The sequence below is a fragment of the Algoriphagus litoralis genome, from assembly GCF_003259255.1.
GTDB lineage: Bacteria > Bacteroidota > Bacteroidia > Cytophagales > Cyclobacteriaceae > Algoriphagus > Algoriphagus litoralis.
In genome coordinates, this window is sequence record NZ_QGOL01000017.1 from 24,748 (window position 1) to 41,239 (window position 16,492).

At 44.3% G+C, this 16,492-nt stretch carries 15 protein-coding genes; 6 read left to right on the forward strand and 9 right to left on the reverse strand.

Annotation, left to right across the window (positions count from 1 at the left end; translation table 11 throughout):
- The first annotated feature begins 22 nt into the window (after positions 1 to 22).
- Together DK188_RS18475 and DK188_RS18480 are read left to right on the forward strand one after the other, a co-directional pair.
- Positions 23 to 955 (forward strand): dihydrodipicolinate synthase family protein, encoded by a 933-nt coding sequence (locus DK188_RS18475; RefSeq protein WP_111672337.1) that lies wholly within the window; start codon positions 23 to 25, stop codon positions 953 to 955.
- Positions 956 to 1,087: 132 nt separating this feature from the next.
- On the forward strand, positions 1,088 to 2,560 hold the full coding sequence (locus tag DK188_RS18480) for a sodium:solute symporter (RefSeq protein ID WP_111672338.1): 1,473 nt from the start codon (positions 1,088 to 1,090) through the stop codon (positions 2,558 to 2,560).
- Positions 2,561 to 2,573: 13 nt separating this feature from the next.
- Here DK188_RS18480 and DK188_RS18485 read toward each other — a convergent pair whose 3' ends face one another.
- The 8 genes from DK188_RS18485 to tsaD form a co-directional block, all read right to left on the reverse strand.
- Positions 2,574 to 2,966, reverse strand: a complete 393-nt coding sequence (locus DK188_RS18485; protein WP_111672339.1) for a hypothetical protein — start codon at positions 2,964 to 2,966, stop codon at positions 2,574 to 2,576.
- A 60-nt stretch (positions 2,967 to 3,026) separates the two neighbouring features.
- Entirely contained in the window at positions 3,027 to 3,470 is a 444-nt protein-coding gene (locus DK188_RS18490) for a hypothetical protein (RefSeq protein WP_111672340.1), read from the reverse strand.
- A 96-nt stretch (positions 3,471 to 3,566) separates the two neighbouring features.
- Positions 3,567 to 3,908 (reverse strand): hypothetical protein, encoded by a 342-nt coding sequence (locus DK188_RS18495; RefSeq protein ID WP_111672341.1) that lies wholly within the window; start codon positions 3,906 to 3,908, stop codon positions 3,567 to 3,569.
- A gap of 77 nt (positions 3,909 to 3,985) precedes the next feature.
- The gene (locus DK188_RS18500; RefSeq protein ID WP_111672342.1) at positions 3,986 to 4,576 is read right to left on the reverse strand and encodes a YdeI/OmpD-associated family protein; all 591 of its coding nucleotides are present in this window, start codon (positions 4,574 to 4,576) and stop codon (positions 3,986 to 3,988) included.
- Positions 4,577 to 4,721: 145 nt separating this feature from the next.
- Positions 4,722 to 5,231, reverse strand: coding sequence for an HNH endonuclease (locus tag DK188_RS18505; RefSeq protein ID WP_111672343.1), 510 nt, complete (start codon positions 5,229 to 5,231; stop codon positions 4,722 to 4,724).
- Positions 5,232 to 5,234: 3 nt separating this feature from the next.
- The gene (locus DK188_RS18510; RefSeq protein WP_157963282.1) at positions 5,235 to 6,032 is read right to left on the reverse strand and encodes a hypothetical protein; all 798 of its coding nucleotides are present in this window, start codon (positions 6,030 to 6,032) and stop codon (positions 5,235 to 5,237) included.
- Positions 5,995 to 6,462: an SsrA-binding protein gene (smpB, locus tag DK188_RS18515; protein WP_111672345.1), complete on the reverse strand. Its 468-nt coding sequence runs from the start codon at positions 6,460 to 6,462 to the stop codon at positions 5,995 to 5,997. Before smpB ends, DK188_RS18510 begins: the two co-directional genes overlap by 38 nt.
- Before the next feature lies 1 nt (position 6,463).
- Positions 6,464 to 7,477 carry a tRNA (adenosine(37)-N6)-threonylcarbamoyltransferase complex transferase subunit TsaD gene (gene tsaD / locus DK188_RS18520; RefSeq protein WP_111672346.1) on the reverse strand — a complete coding sequence of 338 codons (1,014 nt, stop codon included), beginning with the start codon at positions 7,475 to 7,477 and terminating at the stop codon, positions 6,464 to 6,466.
- Between the two features lie 98 nt (positions 7,478 to 7,575).
- On the opposite strand from tsaD, the gene DK188_RS18525 reads away from it, so the two are divergent.
- From DK188_RS18525 to DK188_RS18540, 4 genes are read left to right on the forward strand one after another with little or no spacing between them, the layout of a single operon-like run.
- A complete protein-coding gene (locus DK188_RS18525) occupies positions 7,576 to 12,081 on the forward strand; it encodes a translocation/assembly module TamB domain-containing protein (protein WP_232825768.1) in 4,506 nt (1,501 codons plus the stop codon).
- 41 nt (positions 12,082 to 12,122) lie between these two features.
- A complete protein-coding gene (locus DK188_RS18530) occupies positions 12,123 to 13,421 on the forward strand; it encodes a cryptochrome/photolyase family protein (RefSeq protein WP_111672347.1) in 1,299 nt (432 codons plus the stop codon).
- On the forward strand, positions 13,418 to 14,368 hold the full coding sequence (locus tag DK188_RS18535; protein WP_111672348.1) for a Smr/MutS family protein: 951 nt from the start codon (positions 13,418 to 13,420) through the stop codon (positions 14,366 to 14,368). Before DK188_RS18530 ends, DK188_RS18535 begins: the two co-directional genes overlap by 4 nt.
- 2 nt (positions 14,369 to 14,370) lie before the next feature.
- A complete protein-coding gene (locus DK188_RS18540; RefSeq protein ID WP_111672349.1) occupies positions 14,371 to 15,204 on the forward strand; it encodes a hypothetical protein in 834 nt (277 codons plus the stop codon).
- A gap of 1 nt (position 15,205) precedes the next feature.
- Here the strand turns inward: DK188_RS18540 and DK188_RS18545 are convergent, their stop codons facing one another.
- The gene (locus DK188_RS18545) at positions 15,206 to 16,351 is read right to left on the reverse strand and encodes a cystathionine gamma-synthase (RefSeq protein WP_111672350.1); all 1,146 of its coding nucleotides are present in this window, start codon (positions 16,349 to 16,351) and stop codon (positions 15,206 to 15,208) included.
- Between the last annotated feature and the right edge of the window lie 141 nt (positions 16,352 to 16,492).

Sequence of the window (16,492 nt, forward strand, 5' to 3'; positions counted from 1 at the left end):
TTTTCAACAAAAACCTAAAACCATGAAACCAATAGACACTTTTCAAGGGATTATTCCTCCTATGATCACGCCTTTAAATTCAGATTTATCGCTGGATGTCCCGCATGCGGAAAAACTCATTGAGCATCTGATCGGCGGAGGAGTTCATGGGATTTTTATTCTTGGCACTACGGGTGAATTCGCAGGCTTGAGTTCGGATGTAAAAAGTGACTTAATCCGACTGACCTGCCGACAGGTGAACGGGCGAGTGCCGATCTTGGTGGGGATCACCGATTGTTCCTTTGTAGAAAGCTTGGATTTGGCCGCTATCGCCAAAGAATCCGGTGCCGATGCATTGGTTGCGGCAGCACCTTTTTACATGAATATCGGGCAGCAAGAGTTGAGCTATTACTATCAAAAACTGTCAAATATGGTGGAATTGCCAATGTTCCTCTATGACATGCCCTCACATACCAAGATCAACATTGAGGTAGAAACAGTCGTCGAACTATCCAAGCATCCCAATATCATTGGCATCAAGGACAGCTCCGGAAACCCGGAAAACTTCCAGGGACTTTGCGAGGCTCTTCGGGATCAGCCAGATTTCAAAATCTTCGTAGGACCAGAGGAAATCCTCGCAAATACGCTGGAAATGGGAGGTCATGGTGGAGTCACTGGAGGTGCTAATCTTTTCCCAAAACTCTATGTGGCACTTTACGAAGCTTTCCAGAAAAAGGAAACTGAAACAGTCAAGAAACTCCAAGATACGATCCTCTTTCTGAGCAAAAACCTCTACACCAATGGCACCTATCGCTCCAGTTATCTGAAAGGATTGAAAGCAGCAATGGCTCTCGAAGGTCTTTGCCAAGGCAACTTCGCCCCTCCCCTTTTTCCTTATTCTGAATCTGAAAAAGCAGAATTATACCCTAAATTCAACGAAGTCAAAAAACGAGTTCAGGAATCTTTAATGTCTTAAGTCGTGAATTAATCCGCGATAACCTGCCTGCGGAAGGCAGGTCAGCAAATTTTCTGCGCCAACCTGCCTGACGGCAGTCAGGTCAGCGGGAACCAAACATTCCAACCTCCCAACTTCCATACCTCCTAACATATCCAAATGCCAATCCTAGACCTCGCCATTTTTCTCATTTACATGCTGGCAATTGTAGGATTTGGTGTTTCTTTTTCATTCCGGAAGCGTACTTCCTCGGACTTTACCACAGGTAGCGGCCGGCTTCCGGCTTGGGCCATCGGTATGTCGATCTTTGCCACCTTTGTGAGTAGCATCAGCTTTTTAGCTTTACCTGGAAATGCCTTTTCAGGAAATTGGAATGGGTTTGTCTTCAGTCTATCCATTCCGCTGGCGGCTTGGATCGCGGTGAAATACTTTGTTCCGCTTTACCGCAAACTGAAAAGCGAATCAGCTTATTTCTACCTCGAGCAGCGGTTTGGAGCTTGGGCAAGAATTTACGCATCTATTTGTTATTTGCTCACTCAATTGGCTAGAATGGGAGCCATCATGTACTTGCTCGCCTTGCCGATGAATGCCTTGCTGGGATGGAGCATTCCGAGCATCATCCTGGTGACGGGGATTAGTGTGGTCATCTATTCGATGTGGGGCGGAATTGAAGCGGTAATCTGGACAGATGCGGTGCAGGGAATCATTTTGATCGGAGGTGCTTTGGCCTGTTTGGGTGTAATTTTCTTTGGGATGCCTGAGGGATCTTCCTCGATATTCAGTATTGCAAATGAAGCGAATAAGTTCAGTTTGGGCAGTTTCAAACTCGATTTTACCACCTCCACTTTCTGGATGATTTTGGTCTATGGACTCTTTATCAACCTGCAAAATTTCGGGATCGATCAGAGTTATGTACAGCGCTATTTAACCGCCAAAACCGAATCAGAAGCAAAGAAATCGACTTGGCTTGGAAGTTTGCTTTATGTGCCAGTTTCGCTTCTTTTCTTCTTTATCGGTACAGCCTTGTTTGCTTATTATCAGGCCCAACCCGAATTACTTCCCGCAGGACTGGCCGGAGACAAAGTTTTTCCCTTCTTCATCGTCAATCAACTTCCGGTGGGCGTGACAGGCTTGCTGATCGCATCCATCTTTGCAGCTGGCATGAGTACCGTTTCTACGAGCATAAACAGTTCGGCGACGGTGATTCTCTCTGATCACTTCCGAAAATACATCCATCCCAATCCATCGGAAAAGCTCTCCCTTCGCGTATTGAGGGGTTCATCGCTGATTATGGGTTTGCTGAGCATCGTGGTCGGATTGGCTTTTAATGGAGTCAACAGTGCTTTGGAAGCTTGGTGGGCACTTTCTTCGATATTCAGCGGGGGAATATTGGGACTTTTCTTGTTGGGATTATTGTCGAAAGCAAAGAATCCACAGGCTGTTTTCGCTGTGATTCTGGGAGTTTTGGTAATTGGTTGGATGAGTTTATCGGCGATTTTGATCCAAAATGGAATGTCCGAAACCTTTGCAAACCCGCTTCACACGAATATGACGATCGTGATGGGAACGCTGACGATTTTCTTGGTGGGGTTTGGGTTGAGTTGGGTAACAAAAAATCGCAACTAAGCCAAAATCCTACTCACCTGACCTTCCTAAAAGTCAACACGTCCGAACTATTTTCTGAGTCAAAAAACCTTCCAATCTTCAACTCGAGTGCATTTTGACGAAAATAGTATTCTGTTGGATTGTAATAACTTGATAAGGAATATTGAAGGGTAATGTTGTCTTTCTTTATCGAAAAAGTATAAAGTCCAGAACCTATTTTAGGTACAGCAAAGCCATTTTGATTTTGCTGTCCTCTTTTCAAATTCAAAAGTGAACTACCATCCTGCAGCGTTAAAAATTCCAGCGTATCGGTTTTAGTCAATTGATCGACCCATATTCCTTCTAAGGTTAAAGGGATAGGTTGATCAGATGTGTCGGTACAGCCAAAAACTGCAGCCAAAAGAATCAAGATAAGTGCCTGCTTCATCATTAAAATGTTTAACCCTAAATGAGAAACGTGAAATTTGAGAAAGAATGTCTTGTCAAATTACATTTTCTTATATCGACGAAAAAGGACTATAAATAGTAAAAGCGAAACTAAATTCACACCAAAGCCAAAGACTGAACCAGTACTATTATATTGGATTGTAAATTCAGAAACTGGAAAACTCACATTAATAATCCCCCTATCAAAGTCTATAACAGACAAAATTACTCCGAAACCTAATGCCATTACATACTTTAAACCTTGAAAACTAAATGAAAATATGCCTAAAAATAAAACAACCAAACTTCCTAAATATCCCATTTTTGCCCGATCTCCAATGAGGTTAAAACCGAAATAGATTGTAGTTAAACTTACACTCAACACATAAATTATATAAAAAAAATAAATAAAATTAAGGATAACTGGGCTTTGAAGAATTGTAATTAGTAATGTAATAATCCCCAAAAAACCCGTCAACACAAGATAATAACTTAAAATTTTCATTTATTTAACTTTCAATCTGTTTACCTAATAAAGCTTTAAAAGAAGAAAATATTTTTCAAAAACTCAACGAATTGTGGATCATTAAATCATATTGGTTTAATTATACAATTTAAAAATCAACGCGGCCATCTCCCTTTCAAAAGCCTGAAATTTTGCCCGAGTTGTGGCGCCACATGCAAAAATAAAAACAATTAGACTGGCCAGTTCGATCATCGCCAGACTTGACAAAATTCCTCCTACCACAGATGGTGTCGATTCATCTATGGCAATTTCATTTTTTCTCACCGTGACCTGAGCACCAATGAAGGCAGATTTTTTAATCATGACAGTTTTCTTATCCAGACCAAACTCCCGCAGGCTATAATCACTCGGCAATTCTTTCCGCAGAAGTGACAGAAGTTCTTCATTGGTTGGGGTGGTTTTCACTTTGATTATCATAGCGCTCTGGAATATGAAGAATAGACAAAAGTTAATCTACGGATTTCTACAGTCTGCAAAAACTCTAAGTTCCTGAATCAGGCATTTTTACCCCGGAATTGCTTAGGTTTTTGGTTTTGTGCTGCAAGGGTGACGATTTCATCGATTCGGTTTTGGCGGGTTTCGGGTCGCTTAGCCAAGACCAGCCATTGCAGAATGTTCCGCTTGTCTGAACGACTTAGACTTAGAAAATAATCTTTTGCAACTGGGGAAGCCTGAAAAGCTTCTTCCAAATCATTTGGTATGATTAATTCTTCTGCTTCATCAAGGATCGTCCAGGAACCATTATTCTTGGCGATTTCGATGCAATCCAAACCAGCCTGAGTCATCAATCCTTCTTCAGTAAGTCGTGCAATTTTCGCCTTGTTGATCTTGGACCAGACACTTTTGGGTTTCCGTCTGCAGAAGAACTGCATGTACCGATCCGAATCAATAGGTTTGGATTTGCTATCAATCCAACCGAAGCAAAGTGCTTCATCCACCGCATCATTGTAAACGACTGAGGGCTGCTTGGATTCCTTTTTGAAATAAATCAGCCAAATGGACTGCTTCTTATCGTGGTTTTCCTGCAGCCAATCCCGCCATTCCTGTCGGGATTTTGGGGAGAATGTTTCGAGGGGTAGGTTCATCGCATTAAAAAAATTATTTATCCTACGAAGGTAAAATTTTTATTTTTTTATTCTCACTCTTTACTTACGGGTAATTTTTATTCTAGTCTTAGTGTTCATAAAAATTCCAACTTTTCAATTTTAAAATCTACCCATCCTCCATTTCTTACGTAATCACCCGACTAGATAGAAAAGGTAACCATTCCTCTGCCTGACGCTGGGCATATTCTGCTAAAAAATAAGAAAGTGAGGGTTTGAATGGCTGGGATCGCAGCACCAGACCAGCTTGCTCGGGAGTCTTGTCTCCTTTGCTCACATTGCAGCGGTTACAGGCAGTGATCAGATTGGTCCAGTTGGTTTTGCCGCCTTTGGACTTGGGAATGATATGATCGATAGTCAGGTGTCTTTTACTGCCGCAGTATTGGCATTCCCCATTGTCCCGCTTGAAGAGATTGTTTCGATTGAGCAAGACTCCCCGGAAAGGGATGTTTTTGTAATGAGTCAATCGGATCACCGCTGGATAATCGAAACTGCGGTCCACCGTACGAATTTTCAAAAGTTCATAGGTAGACAGGATGTTGGCTTTTTCCAAAAGACAAAGCACAATGGCTTTCTGTACCGGAACTACAGCTACCGGCGAATGATCTAAGTTTAGCACCAAAACCCGTTTTTCCATACCTTATCCCACTATCGATCTCGCGTCAAAAACGACCTGTTCACCGGTATTGTTTCTCAAGTAATCCTCCCATTCGTCCAGGTCAGAGACTTTCATTTTGTTATCCATCCAGAGTATTTCCTCTGCTCCCAAAAATAAACCAAAGTGGGACTCCTGCTTTTCTAAATCTCTGAAAACAAACAAGTCACCTGGAACAGCTTCTTCAGGCGTCACGCTCTTGCCGGGGATTTTCCCAGAAAGCCAAGAATAACCAGCTATCGCAAAAATCAGTGCAAAACCAAACTCTTCATCCAAGCCAAAAATACTTCTCCCTCCGGCCTGAAAGGGTGCATTGAGGTAACGGAGTCCGATTTCGATGAGTTCTTCCCGGCCGGCCCGCACCGCATGGGGCCGATAGGTGCCGGTGAATCCGATATGCTCCTGCCAGTTGAATAGTTCGAGTTCGCTGAAGTGGAGTCTGCTGCCTGGGAGTAAGTAGAGATTGCTGCCGAGGTATTCGATAGCGGCAATGGGGCTGGTGACGATCTGAAAGTCCTGATTGAGAAACTTGCGGTATTCTTCTCCGGTGATTTCTTTGATAAGTTTGGCCCAGACCCAGCCTCCCATGCCGGTGTCTTCATGGTACACCCGAAACCACTGTCTGTCGGAGGTGAGTCCATTGATCTGGTAGCATTCTCCAAAAAGCAACTGGCAGACCAGTGCGGAGTCAAAAGTAGGTTGGCGGTAAAGTGGAAGGATCGTCTGACGACAAATCCCGTAAGCATCAATCAAAGGCCATTCGCTGGAGCTCTCTTTTTGCATCTTTTTCCTTCAGGTCCTGACGTTTATCGTGTGTTTTCTTACCCCGGGCCAGTGCAATTTCCAATTTTGCCAAACCACGGTCATTGATAAATATACGAACCGGAATGATTGCAAGCCCCTTCTCAGCCGACTTAGTTTCGAGCTTTTCCAATTCTTTTTTCTTCAGGAGCAACTTCCGATCCCTAACTGCGACATGATTGTAACTGGCAGCCATGCTGTATGGAGCGATGTGCATCTGTCGAATGTAAAGTTCCCCCTCCATAAAAATGCAAAACGCCTCCGTCAAAGACACTTTGCTCTCTCGGATAGACTTGATTTCGGTACCGGAAAGCATCAGCCCTGTCACATAGGTATCAATGAATTCAAACTCAAAGCTTGCTTTCTTATTTTTGATGTTGACGAACTTTTCGAAGCGGTTGGACTTAGCCATATCAGAGTTTCATTTTTGCCAGAGGTGTCACGTCGAGGCCGACGAATTCATTTCTCTGGTATTTGTAAAATGCAGCCATGGCAATCATGGCAGCGTTGTCCGTACAGTATTCGAATTTCGGGACGTAGAGGTTCCAGCCTTTTCGTCGGGCAAGTGCGGCGAGTGTCTCCCGCAATCCCGAATTGGCCGATACACCCCCAGCAATGGCAATTTCTTTTACCCCGTACTGCTTGACCGCTTCTTTTAGCTTAATCAGGAGCATTTCGACGAGGGTGTATTGGATGCTGGCGCAAAGATCAGCCAGGTTTTCCGTGATGAAATTTGGATTTTCTTTGAGCTGATCCCTCAGAAAATATAGAACAGCGGTTTTTATTCCTGAGAAAGAATAATTCAATCCCGGCATTCGTGTCACCGGGAATTTGAATGCTTTCGGATTTCCCTCTTTTGCGTAGCGATCAATCAATGGTCCTCCTGGATAGGGCAGGCCTAGTAGTTTGGCAGTCTTGTCAAATGCCTCTCCAACGGCATCATCCTGGGTCTCACCGATGACCTCCATTTCCAGATGATCCTTTACCAAAACCAACTGGGTATGCCCTCCACTTACTGTCAGACAAATGAACGGAAAACTAGGCTTTGGATCCTCGATGAAATGTGCCAAAATATGCGCTTGCATATGATTAACTTCGATCAGCGGAATCTTTAGCGCTGTCGCAAAAGCTTTTGCAAAACTAACCCCAACCAAAAGCGAACCCATCAGCCCAGGACCCCGGGTGAATGCTATCGCTGATAACTGATCCTTGGAAATCCCAGAAGACAAAATCGCCTCCTGAACCACAGGAATGAGGTTTTCCTGATGTGCTCGGGAAGCCAGCTCAGGAACTACTCCCCCATATTTTTCGTGTACGGATTGCGTGGCGACAATATTATTAAGTACTTTACCATTTACTATAATGGACGCCGAAGTCTCATCACACGATGATTCGATTGCTAGTATAGAAATATCCCTGTTACTCATTGGAAAAGAACTCGAAAGTTACGGATTTTTTGCACAAAGCTTTCCGGCTAATTCTCTGGGTAGTTTTTTCCTCCACCCTTTTACTGATTTTTTTGAGCTTGGCTCTCCAAATATCCAGCGTTCAAAACTGGCTAATAGACCGGGTGACCGGATACCTTAATGACAACTCAGCATTCCATACCGAGATCGGTAAAATTAAGCTTTCCTGGTGGGATGCTTTGGAACTGGAAAATGTCACCATACACGATCATCGGGATAGCCTGATGATCGGAGCGGTAAAAGCACATGCTGACTTTTCTTTACTCTCGCTACTCCCTCCGGGTGATATCGTTGTGGATGCGGTTCGATTGGATCAGGCGGCAGTGAACCTCCTGACTCATTCGGGCGATTCTGTGATGAATATCAACCGTTGGGTAAACGAATTGAATGAATTATTCGGTTCGGCAGACACCACATCTTCTGCTTCAGTCAATTTTTCGATTGGAGCTATTCAACTTAGGCAGGCTTCATTTTCTTTGATCGATTATAATTCTGATTCTGTTCCTCAGGGGTTTGATCCCAGTGCAATGCGTTTTAGCGGAATCACGGCAAATGCAAGTGATTTTGACCTTTCAAATGGAGAAATCGGCATCAACATTCGGCACCTAAGCGGTGTGGAACAAAGCTCCGGACTTAAAATTCAGGAACTGAAAACCGAATTAACCTATGCCCCAACATTCCTCGAATTGGACAAGTTAAATCTCCGTTCCGAGGGAAGTCATGTCAAGGATTACTTGAGAATGGATTTGATCGGCCCGGATGGATTTTCGGAGTTCATTGATCAAGTGAAGTTGACCCTGAGAATGGACGAGACGAAAATCTTGTTGGACGACCTGCGTGTTTTCGTTCCTTCCCTTCCTGAATTCAAAGATGAAATCTACCTCAGTGGGGAGTTGATCGGCACAGTATCGGACTTGAAGTCAGAGGAATTTCTCATTCGACTGGGACAAAAGACAGCACTCTTTGGCGCAATTGAAATCGATGGACTTCCGGATATTGAAAAGACTTATCTCAATCTTTCCCTCAAAAATTCAGTAATCTCCGCACGTGACCTTGCTCCCTACCTGTCATCGGATGTAGAGCGACAAATCAATAAATTCAACCTGATTCGTTTGGATGCAGACTTTGCGGGACTCCTCACCCGCTTTACGACTAATGGGAAATTCCGAACAAGTATCGGGAATCTGGAAGGGAGAATAAATTATGATTTGGTAAAGGGTACCCCCTCGATTGTCTCGCGAATCGAAGTTCAAAACCTCGACATGGGAATCCTGGCAGACGATAGCGAATTGCTTCAAAAAGTGAGTCTGGATGGAAATGTAAATTTCAAAGGAACTTCAGCCCAGAATGCCCTGATTGATCTCAATGCAGTCATTTCCCAAATTGGGGTAAACAACTATAACTTTTCAAACATCCGGACAGATGCTACCTACGGCTTGAACCTGTTCAAGGGGAATTTTTCGATCAATGATCCCAATCTTAAGGCACAGGCTAGAGGCTATGTCAACCTTAACGAAGCCATTGACTCGGTTCGAATGGTGGTCCAATTGGATACGGCATTTTTAGATCGGATCAACTTGGTAGAGACCCCTTCATTTATTTCCGGTAAGTTGGACATCGACACCAAGGGCATCAATCTGGATGATATCCAGGGTATCGCCCGGTTTTCAGATGTGAAAGCAGGCTACGAAGACCGCTTTTTGGATGTTGGAGATTTCTTTTTCCAATCCCTGTTTGCAGGAGGGACGCGGACTTTATCGATCAATTCTGATTACATCGTGGCGGCAGCTTCGGGGCAGTTTAACTTAGAGCAAATGACCCGTGATCTCCAGATCTTAGGCAATCAGTACGTAGCCATTTTGCTCAACGAGGAACAACCAATCGCAGATTTGGAAAAAAACTTTGCAGAAGAATACAACTTGGACCTGAATGTTAAGCTCCAGGATTTCAATCCCTTGATCCACTTGTTCAAGCCTGATTTTTCGATTTCTAAAAACACGATTCTGGAAGGAGCTTTCTACCAAACTACCGAAAACACCGTATTCAATTTCTTCACCAGCATCGACACCATCAACTACCAGGGAAATACTGCCCTGGGCACCAACATTGATTTCAATACTTCCAAAATCATCAACAGTGCCGATATTTTGGCTTCCTTTTATGTCTATTCCAAGGAGCAAAAAGTAGGAAATACCCTTGGGTTTAAAAACCTGGGACTAGAAGCCATCTGGGATCAGAGCAATCTGGATCTGGAATTGAGTTTGGATCAGGATTCCACCCAGAGCCGTGCAAGAGTCCTGGCAGAAACCACATTTTCGACCACAGGAACCAATATCCATTTCCAGCCCTCTTTACTTCGAGTCTTGAATCAGGACTGGAATTTTGACATTGAAAATCAAATCGTGATCTCAAAAGGCGAAATCACCTTCAATAAACTCGAAATTAAAAATGAAGGGCAATCGATCGGGGTTGACGGGAAAATCAGCAGCAATCCGGAGGAGATTTTGGATCTTTTCTTCAAAAATGTAGAAATCGACATTCTCAACACACTCACCACGCAGGATTTTAAGGGGCGAGCCAATGGGGCATTCCAGCTGCAAGACCTTCTAAATCAGCCTAAGATCGATGGCAATCTCTCGGTCGATGATACAGAGATCAACCAATTCCCGATCGGAAATCTCTTCGCTTCCGCTAAAATGGAAGACGATAACCTGATTTTGGATTTGGAAAATGAGATAAACGGCCAAAAGAAAATTGACGTCAACGGGATCTTGGGACTAGAATTTCAAACCCTTGATTTGGATGCTGTTCTCACGGAAGCAAACTTGGTAATTCTAGAACCCTTTCTGTCCAATTATGTCTCCAGGCTTGGAGGTACAGTCACCGGAAACCTTCAACTGAGAGGTACCACAGACCTTCCCGAGCTCATCGGCAGTGGTCGTATTGACAGGGGCAAGGTCCATATCAACTACCTGAATACCAGCTATACTCTGGACGGTAGCATCCTATTTCAGCCTACCCAAATTAGCTTTCGCGATTTGATCTTCAGGGATTTGAACGGAAATCGAGCCACCTTCACCGGGGGGGTAAACCATTCTGGCTTCAACAATATTTTCCTTGACATCAATTCCTCGCTGAGCAACTTCCAAGTGCTCAACACCTCCGCCAAGGACAATGAGGTATTCTATGGGACAGCCTTTGCCACAGGATCTTTGTCAGTCAAAGGCAGTACCACCAATCTTGATGTGACAGCCAGAGCTACCACTCAGGCAAATACCCGGATCTTTATCCCACTGACCAGCAGCAATACGCAATACCAGGAGGACTTCATTCAGATTATCAATATTCAGGACACGGTACGCATCCAGCAATTGGCAGAAGATGTCAACCGCCTAGACATCGAAAATGTCCGAATGAATTTCATTCTGGATATTACTCCGGATGCTTTTACCCAAATCATCATTGATCCCAAAACCGAAGAAAGCTTAGAAGCCAGAGGCAGAGGTATTCTCACCATGAATATCGATACCCAAGGAAATTTCAACCTGACCGGAAATTATGAGATTTCTCAGGGGCAATACAACTTCTCCCTGTACAACATCGTCAAAAAGAAATTTGTGATTCAACCCGGAGGGCGGATAACCTGGTTTGGCGACCCATATCAGGGCATCATGAACCTCAAGGCCGTCTACCAGGAAAACGTCTCCCTGCAACCCCTTCTTTCCGCTTCTTCCGTGTCAGAAAACAGTCAAATGCGACGAAGATACCCACTCAAAGTCCTGATGGATCTCAAGGGGGAATTGCTTTCACCAGATATTTCGTTTGGGTTTGACTTCTCCGAATATCCTTCCAGCGGAGATGTGCAGACCACAATTTCAGCATTTCAGAGCAGACTTGCGGCGGATGAACAGGAGATGAACCGGCAGGTGTTTTCGGTGATATTGACACAGAATTTTTCTCCGGAGGGTCAATTCTCAGGCGTTTCGACCATATCCTCGAGCCTAAGTAATCTGCTGTCTTCGCAGCTCAACAGCTTCATTGGCCAACTGGACAAAAACCTCGAAATCAACATCGATTTAGCGACTTTGGACGAAAATACCCTAGAAAATTTCCAGCTGAGTGTCGCCTATACCTTTCTGGATGGGAGGCTCAGAGTGTCTCGAGATGGAGGATTTACCGACAATCAAGGCAATGCCAGTGCCGCTTCGGTAATTGGAGACTGGCAAGCCGAATATTTACTGACCGAGGAAGGAGTATATCGGCTCAGAATATTCAATCGAAACAACTACAATACGTTTACCTCCCTTTCACTCACTCAAAATGTATTGACCTACGGAGCCTCTCTTACACAGAATGTATCCTTCAATTCCTTTTCAGAGTTATTCAAAAAAATAACCGGGAAAAAAGCCAATAAACTTACCATCAATGACTCAGATGATTTCCTAAGGTATAGTCTGCCTGAGGATGAAGAGTGGAAGCCTCTCGATTTGGAAAATCTCCCTCCCCGCAAAGATCCCCCTCTACCACCAGTGAAAGACAGAATCCCTTCAAAAGAAGATTTTTGAAACATTTCACTGGACTCGATACTTTCTTTTAGAAAAAGCTCATGGAAAAAATAACCCTGTTTTGGTTTCGCCGGGACCTCAGACTGGAAGACAATACTGGACTTTTCTATGCTTTGCAGCAGGAAAAAAACGTCCTTCCCCTCTTTATTTTTGATCGGAATATTCTAGACAAGCTTGAGGACAAAGCGGATGCCCGTGTGGAATTTATCCATTCTCAATTGGAAGAAATAAAAGCACAGCTGGAGAAGAAAGGGGGATCGCTTTTGATTCGATATGGTAAGCCGGATGACATCTATCGAGAACTCCTTCAAGAATATGAGATTCAGGCGGTCTACACCAACCGGGACTATGAACCCTACGCCAAGGAGAGGGATGCCGAAATAGCGCAAATTCTCAAGGAAAATGGCAGTGAACTTCTGAGCTTCAAGGATCAGGTAATTTTCGAGCCTGGAGAGATACTAAACGGATCCGGGGAATTTTACAAAGTATTCACACCCTTCTCTAAAAGCTGGCTGGAAAAATACAACAGCACCAAAATCCAGACTTTGGATGATCCAAACTGGAAGAACCTATATTCAAGTAAATATTTGCCTACCATTGCCTTGAAAGAAATGGGCTTTGAGAAAACTTCGGTTGAGATTCCACCGAAAGTTGCAGACGAGGATATCATCCGTCACTATGACAAAACGCGAAATTTCCCAGCGCAAAATGGGACAACCCGACTGGGAATTCATCTCCGTTTTGGGACAATCTCGGTGCGAAAACTGGCCAAAGTTGCTGCAAATCTGAACGAAACGTACCTAAATGAATTGATCTGGAGGGAATTTTATATGATGATATTGGCTTATAGTCCACAGGTAGTGGATCGGGCCTTCAAGCCTGCCTATGATCAGATCCCTTGGCGAAATAATACCGAAGAATTTCAAGCTTGGTGTGACGGAAAGACAGGCTATCCAATCGTAGACGCAGGCATGCGGGAACTCAATGCCACAGGCTATATGCACAACCGCGTCAGGATGGTGGTGGCATCATTCCTTACCAAGCATTTGCTGATCGACTGGAGATGGGGGGAAGCTTATTTTGCAAAAAAACTCCTGGACTATGACCTCTCAGCCAACAATGGTGGCTGGCAATGGGCAGCTGGCACCGGAACAGATGCGCAGCCCTATTTCCGTGTCTTCAATCCCGATTCCCAGACTGAAAAGTTTGACAAAGACCTCAAGTATATCAAAAAATGGATTCCAGAATTAGAGACATCCAAGTACCCAAAACCCATTGTAGATCATAAATCTGCTCGAGTCCGGGCGATTGACACCTACAAGCAAGCACTCAACCCATGAACATAGGAGACAAAGTCAGATTACTTCGCGGAACCGAGCAGGGGATCATCAGAAAGATCTCTTCCTCAGGAAGGATCGAGATTGAAATCGAAGACGGATTTATCATTCCGGCGATGAAAACTGAAGTAGTCCTTATAGCCGAAGCAGAGACCAATTACTTTGGAAAAAATGCAGGGGTCACCAAGGAACCGGAAGCTCCGCTACCTATCTCAGCACCAAAAGATCAAGGGCTCTACTTGGCTTTTCTTCCGATCAATGATCAGAACCTCAGCCTCTACCTGATCAATGACAGTCATCAGCCATACCTTGCCCATACCTCGGAGGTTTTCGGTGACAATCACCGTACGCTCTACGCCGGAGTATTGAATCCGGGTGAAAGCAAAAAGATCGATGACCGACTGATGAAGGAGATGGATGAATGGCCTGCATTTTTGATCCGGTTCATCCCTATCCAAAACAAGCTCGAAAAAGCCATCCCGGCTTTTGAGCGGCAGATGAAAATGAAAGCCACCCAGTTTTTCAAACACCTGAGCCAAGCACCGATTTTGGGCAAAAGCGTCTACCTCTTTGCTATGGAGCAGACGACCAAGGAGCTGGACATTCGCAGCCTGAATGCCGAACTCAACCAAATCTCATCGAAGCCTGAACCAGTCAAAACGGCAAAACCAGCCCGCTCGATCGATCTGCACATTGAAGAATTGCATCCAGACCCAGATAAACTCAGTAATTCTGAAAAGATGCGGATCCAACTTGAAGTATTTGAAAAAAATCTAAATCAGGCACTCGCATCAGGGATGGATGAAATCACCTTCATCCATGGTCTGGGAAATGGGGTGCTGAGAAAAGAAATTCACAAGCGCCTCAGCCAATTAGGAAATATTAAGTACTTTCAGGACACTCAAAAAGACCAGTGGGGCTACGGCGCTACCTTGGTCCGAATTTCCTAAACATGCCTGTAAAGACTTCTCCGGTTTTCCACATTTTTGAGCAACAACATCAGGAAGCAAAGGTGCTTTTTCTGGTGCTTGGCAAGCAAGTGAAGTCTAAGAAAGCCATAGAACTACAGACCAAACTGGAATTTCTGGAGCTTTTCACTGATTTGATGGAAAAGATCCACTTCGAAAACCAAAGTCTGGGTCATGAGCTTTTCAGGCCTTTCAAACCGCTGAAAAAGGCACTCCGCAAAACTCACCACCTCAAATTGGTGGAACGGAACCTAAGGGCGAGGGTGGAAAAAACAGATCTGGTGTACGATAGCTATGCGGAGTATCTGGCCATTCAAAAACGGAAAATTCAAAAGGAAACCTTCGATCTGGCAGTCGGCGGCACACTGAAAATCTGGGAAGATTTCAAAGCAAGTGCACAGATTTCCAGTAAAGGAATTAAGCCTCTGACCATCAATACGGCAATCAATCAACTCGTTCAGGATGAATTGATCTCTATGAATCGAGAGCTAAAAATCCCGATTCATAGCCAGGGATTCAGGGATTTGTTTGAAAGTCTTCGCAAGATTATCATGTTGGAAAATCTACTTATACAGCTGGGATTCAACCCGATTTTTGTCTCGGCCATCCATGAAGAGATCACCCAGCTCAAAGAAAATCTAAAGCCTTGGTATTCCAATCATCTGGCATTCCAGACACTGTCGGGATTCTTGGCAGAGAAGACCAGCATTTCTAAAAAGTACATGGACTGGATCAAGGAATTGAAAGAAGAAAAGAAAAGCCTGTCTTCCGAGATCGAAAAACAGGCTTTTGCAATGATGAGTAAAATATTGGTCTGAATTAGATTTTTGCTAGTGCGCGCATCAGATCATTTTTAAGGTCTTCTGCATCTTCGACTCCCACGCTGAGGCGAATCAACGAATCCACCAAGCCTACTTTTTCACGTTCTTCTCGAGGAATAGACGCATGCGTCATGGACGCAGGATGACCGCAGAGTGACTCTACTCCGCCAAGCGATTCTGCCAAAGCAAACAGTTCGAAACTCTCCATTACCGTCTTCGCATCTTCGATCCTGTTCCCCTTAAGTGTAAAGGAAATCATTCCTCCAAAATCCCGCATTTGTTTTTTCGCGACGAGATGATTGGGATGATCTTCGAATCCTGGCCAGTAAACTTTCTCTACTTTTGGGTGATTTTTGAGATACCCTGCGATGGTTTTTCCATTTTGGCAGTGACGTTCCATTCTCAGGTGAAGTGTTTTGATCCCTCTCAGGACCAAAAAGCAGTCTTGTGGACCAGGGGTGGCTCCACAGGCATTTTGTAAAAATACTAATCGGGAAGCCAACTCGTCATCATTGACGACCAAAGCTCCCATCACCACATCGGAATGACCTCCCAGATACTTGGTCACCGAGTGCATGACGATGTCTGCACCGAAATCTAGCGGATTTTGCAAAAAAGGAGAAGCAAAGGTATTGTCAACAGCCAGCAGCAGGTTGTGCTTTTTGCTGATGGCTGCCACTGCCTCCAAGTCAATGATATTCATCATGGGATTAGTCGGTGTCTCGACCCAAACCATCTTCGTGTTTTCATTCACATAGGAAGAAAGCGAAGCTGGATCCGCCATGGACACAAAGTGGAATTTGATCCCGTATCGCTCAAAGACTTTGGTGAAAAGTCGGTAGGTCCCTCCATAGAGGTCATTGGTGGAAATGATCTCATCGCCTGGATTAAAGAGCTTGATCACAGAATCTATGGCTCCCAGTCCCGAAGAAAAGCAGATGCCATGCTTCCCGTTTTCCAGTGCAGCGAGGCTATTTTGGAGGGCAGTTCGGGTAGGATTATGGGTCCGGCTATACTCATAGCCCTGGTGATCACCCGGTGACCGTTGGACGTAAGTTGAAGTCTGATAGATTGGGGTCATGATGGCCCCGGTGGTAGGATCAGGACTTACGCCTGCATGAATGGCTTTGGTACCAAATTTCATTTGAGTAGTTAGTTTTTAAATGGTCAAATAAAATCTTGCTTTTGTGAAGTCACTTTTTGAGTTTGACTTCAGGCATGCTCAATTTCATTCCTGGATATATTTGAGTTTATATTCTTAAGTGAAGGTTATAGGATTGCGGGT

What these genes read in the sequence shown, in the direction of transcription:
- DK188_RS18475 (WP_111672337.1), top strand. Translation starts at nt 23, where the DNA reads ATGAAACCAATAGACACTTTTCAAGGGATTATTCCTCCTATGATCACG.
- DK188_RS18485 (WP_111672339.1), bottom strand. Translation starts at nt 2,966, where the DNA reads ATGAAGCAGGCACTTATCTTGATTCTTTTGGCTGCAGTTTTTGGCTGT.
- DK188_RS18490 (WP_111672340.1), bottom strand. Translation starts at nt 3,470, where the DNA reads ATGAAAATTTTAAGTTATTATCTTGTGTTGACGGGTTTTTTGGGGATT.
- DK188_RS18495 (WP_111672341.1), bottom strand. Translation starts at nt 3,908, where the DNA reads ATGATAATCAAAGTGAAAACCACCCCAACCAATGAAGAACTTCTGTCA.
- DK188_RS18500 (WP_111672342.1), bottom strand. Translation starts at nt 4,576, where the DNA reads ATGAACCTACCCCTCGAAACATTCTCCCCAAAATCCCGACAGGAATGG.
- DK188_RS18505 (WP_111672343.1), bottom strand. Translation starts at nt 5,231, where the DNA reads ATGGAAAAACGGGTTTTGGTGCTAAACTTAGATCATTCGCCGGTAGCT.
- DK188_RS18510 (WP_157963282.1), bottom strand. Translation starts at nt 6,032, where the DNA reads ATGCAAAAAGAGAGCTCCAGCGAATGGCCTTTGATTGATGCTTACGGG.
- smpB (WP_111672345.1), bottom strand. Translation starts at nt 6,462, where the DNA reads ATGGCTAAGTCCAACCGCTTCGAAAAGTTCGTCAACATCAAAAATAAG.
- tsaD (WP_111672346.1), bottom strand. Translation starts at nt 7,477, where the DNA reads ATGAGTAACAGGGATATTTCTATACTAGCAATCGAATCATCGTGTGAT.
- DK188_RS18530 (WP_111672347.1), top strand. Translation starts at nt 12,123, where the DNA reads ATGGAAAAAATAACCCTGTTTTGGTTTCGCCGGGACCTCAGACTGGAA.
- DK188_RS18535 (WP_111672348.1), top strand. Translation starts at nt 13,418, where the DNA reads ATGAACATAGGAGACAAAGTCAGATTACTTCGCGGAACCGAGCAGGGG.
- DK188_RS18540 (WP_111672349.1), top strand. Translation starts at nt 14,371, where the DNA reads ATGCCTGTAAAGACTTCTCCGGTTTTCCACATTTTTGAGCAACAACAT.
- DK188_RS18545 (WP_111672350.1), bottom strand. Translation starts at nt 16,351, where the DNA reads ATGAAATTTGGTACCAAAGCCATTCATGCAGGCGTAAGTCCTGATCCT.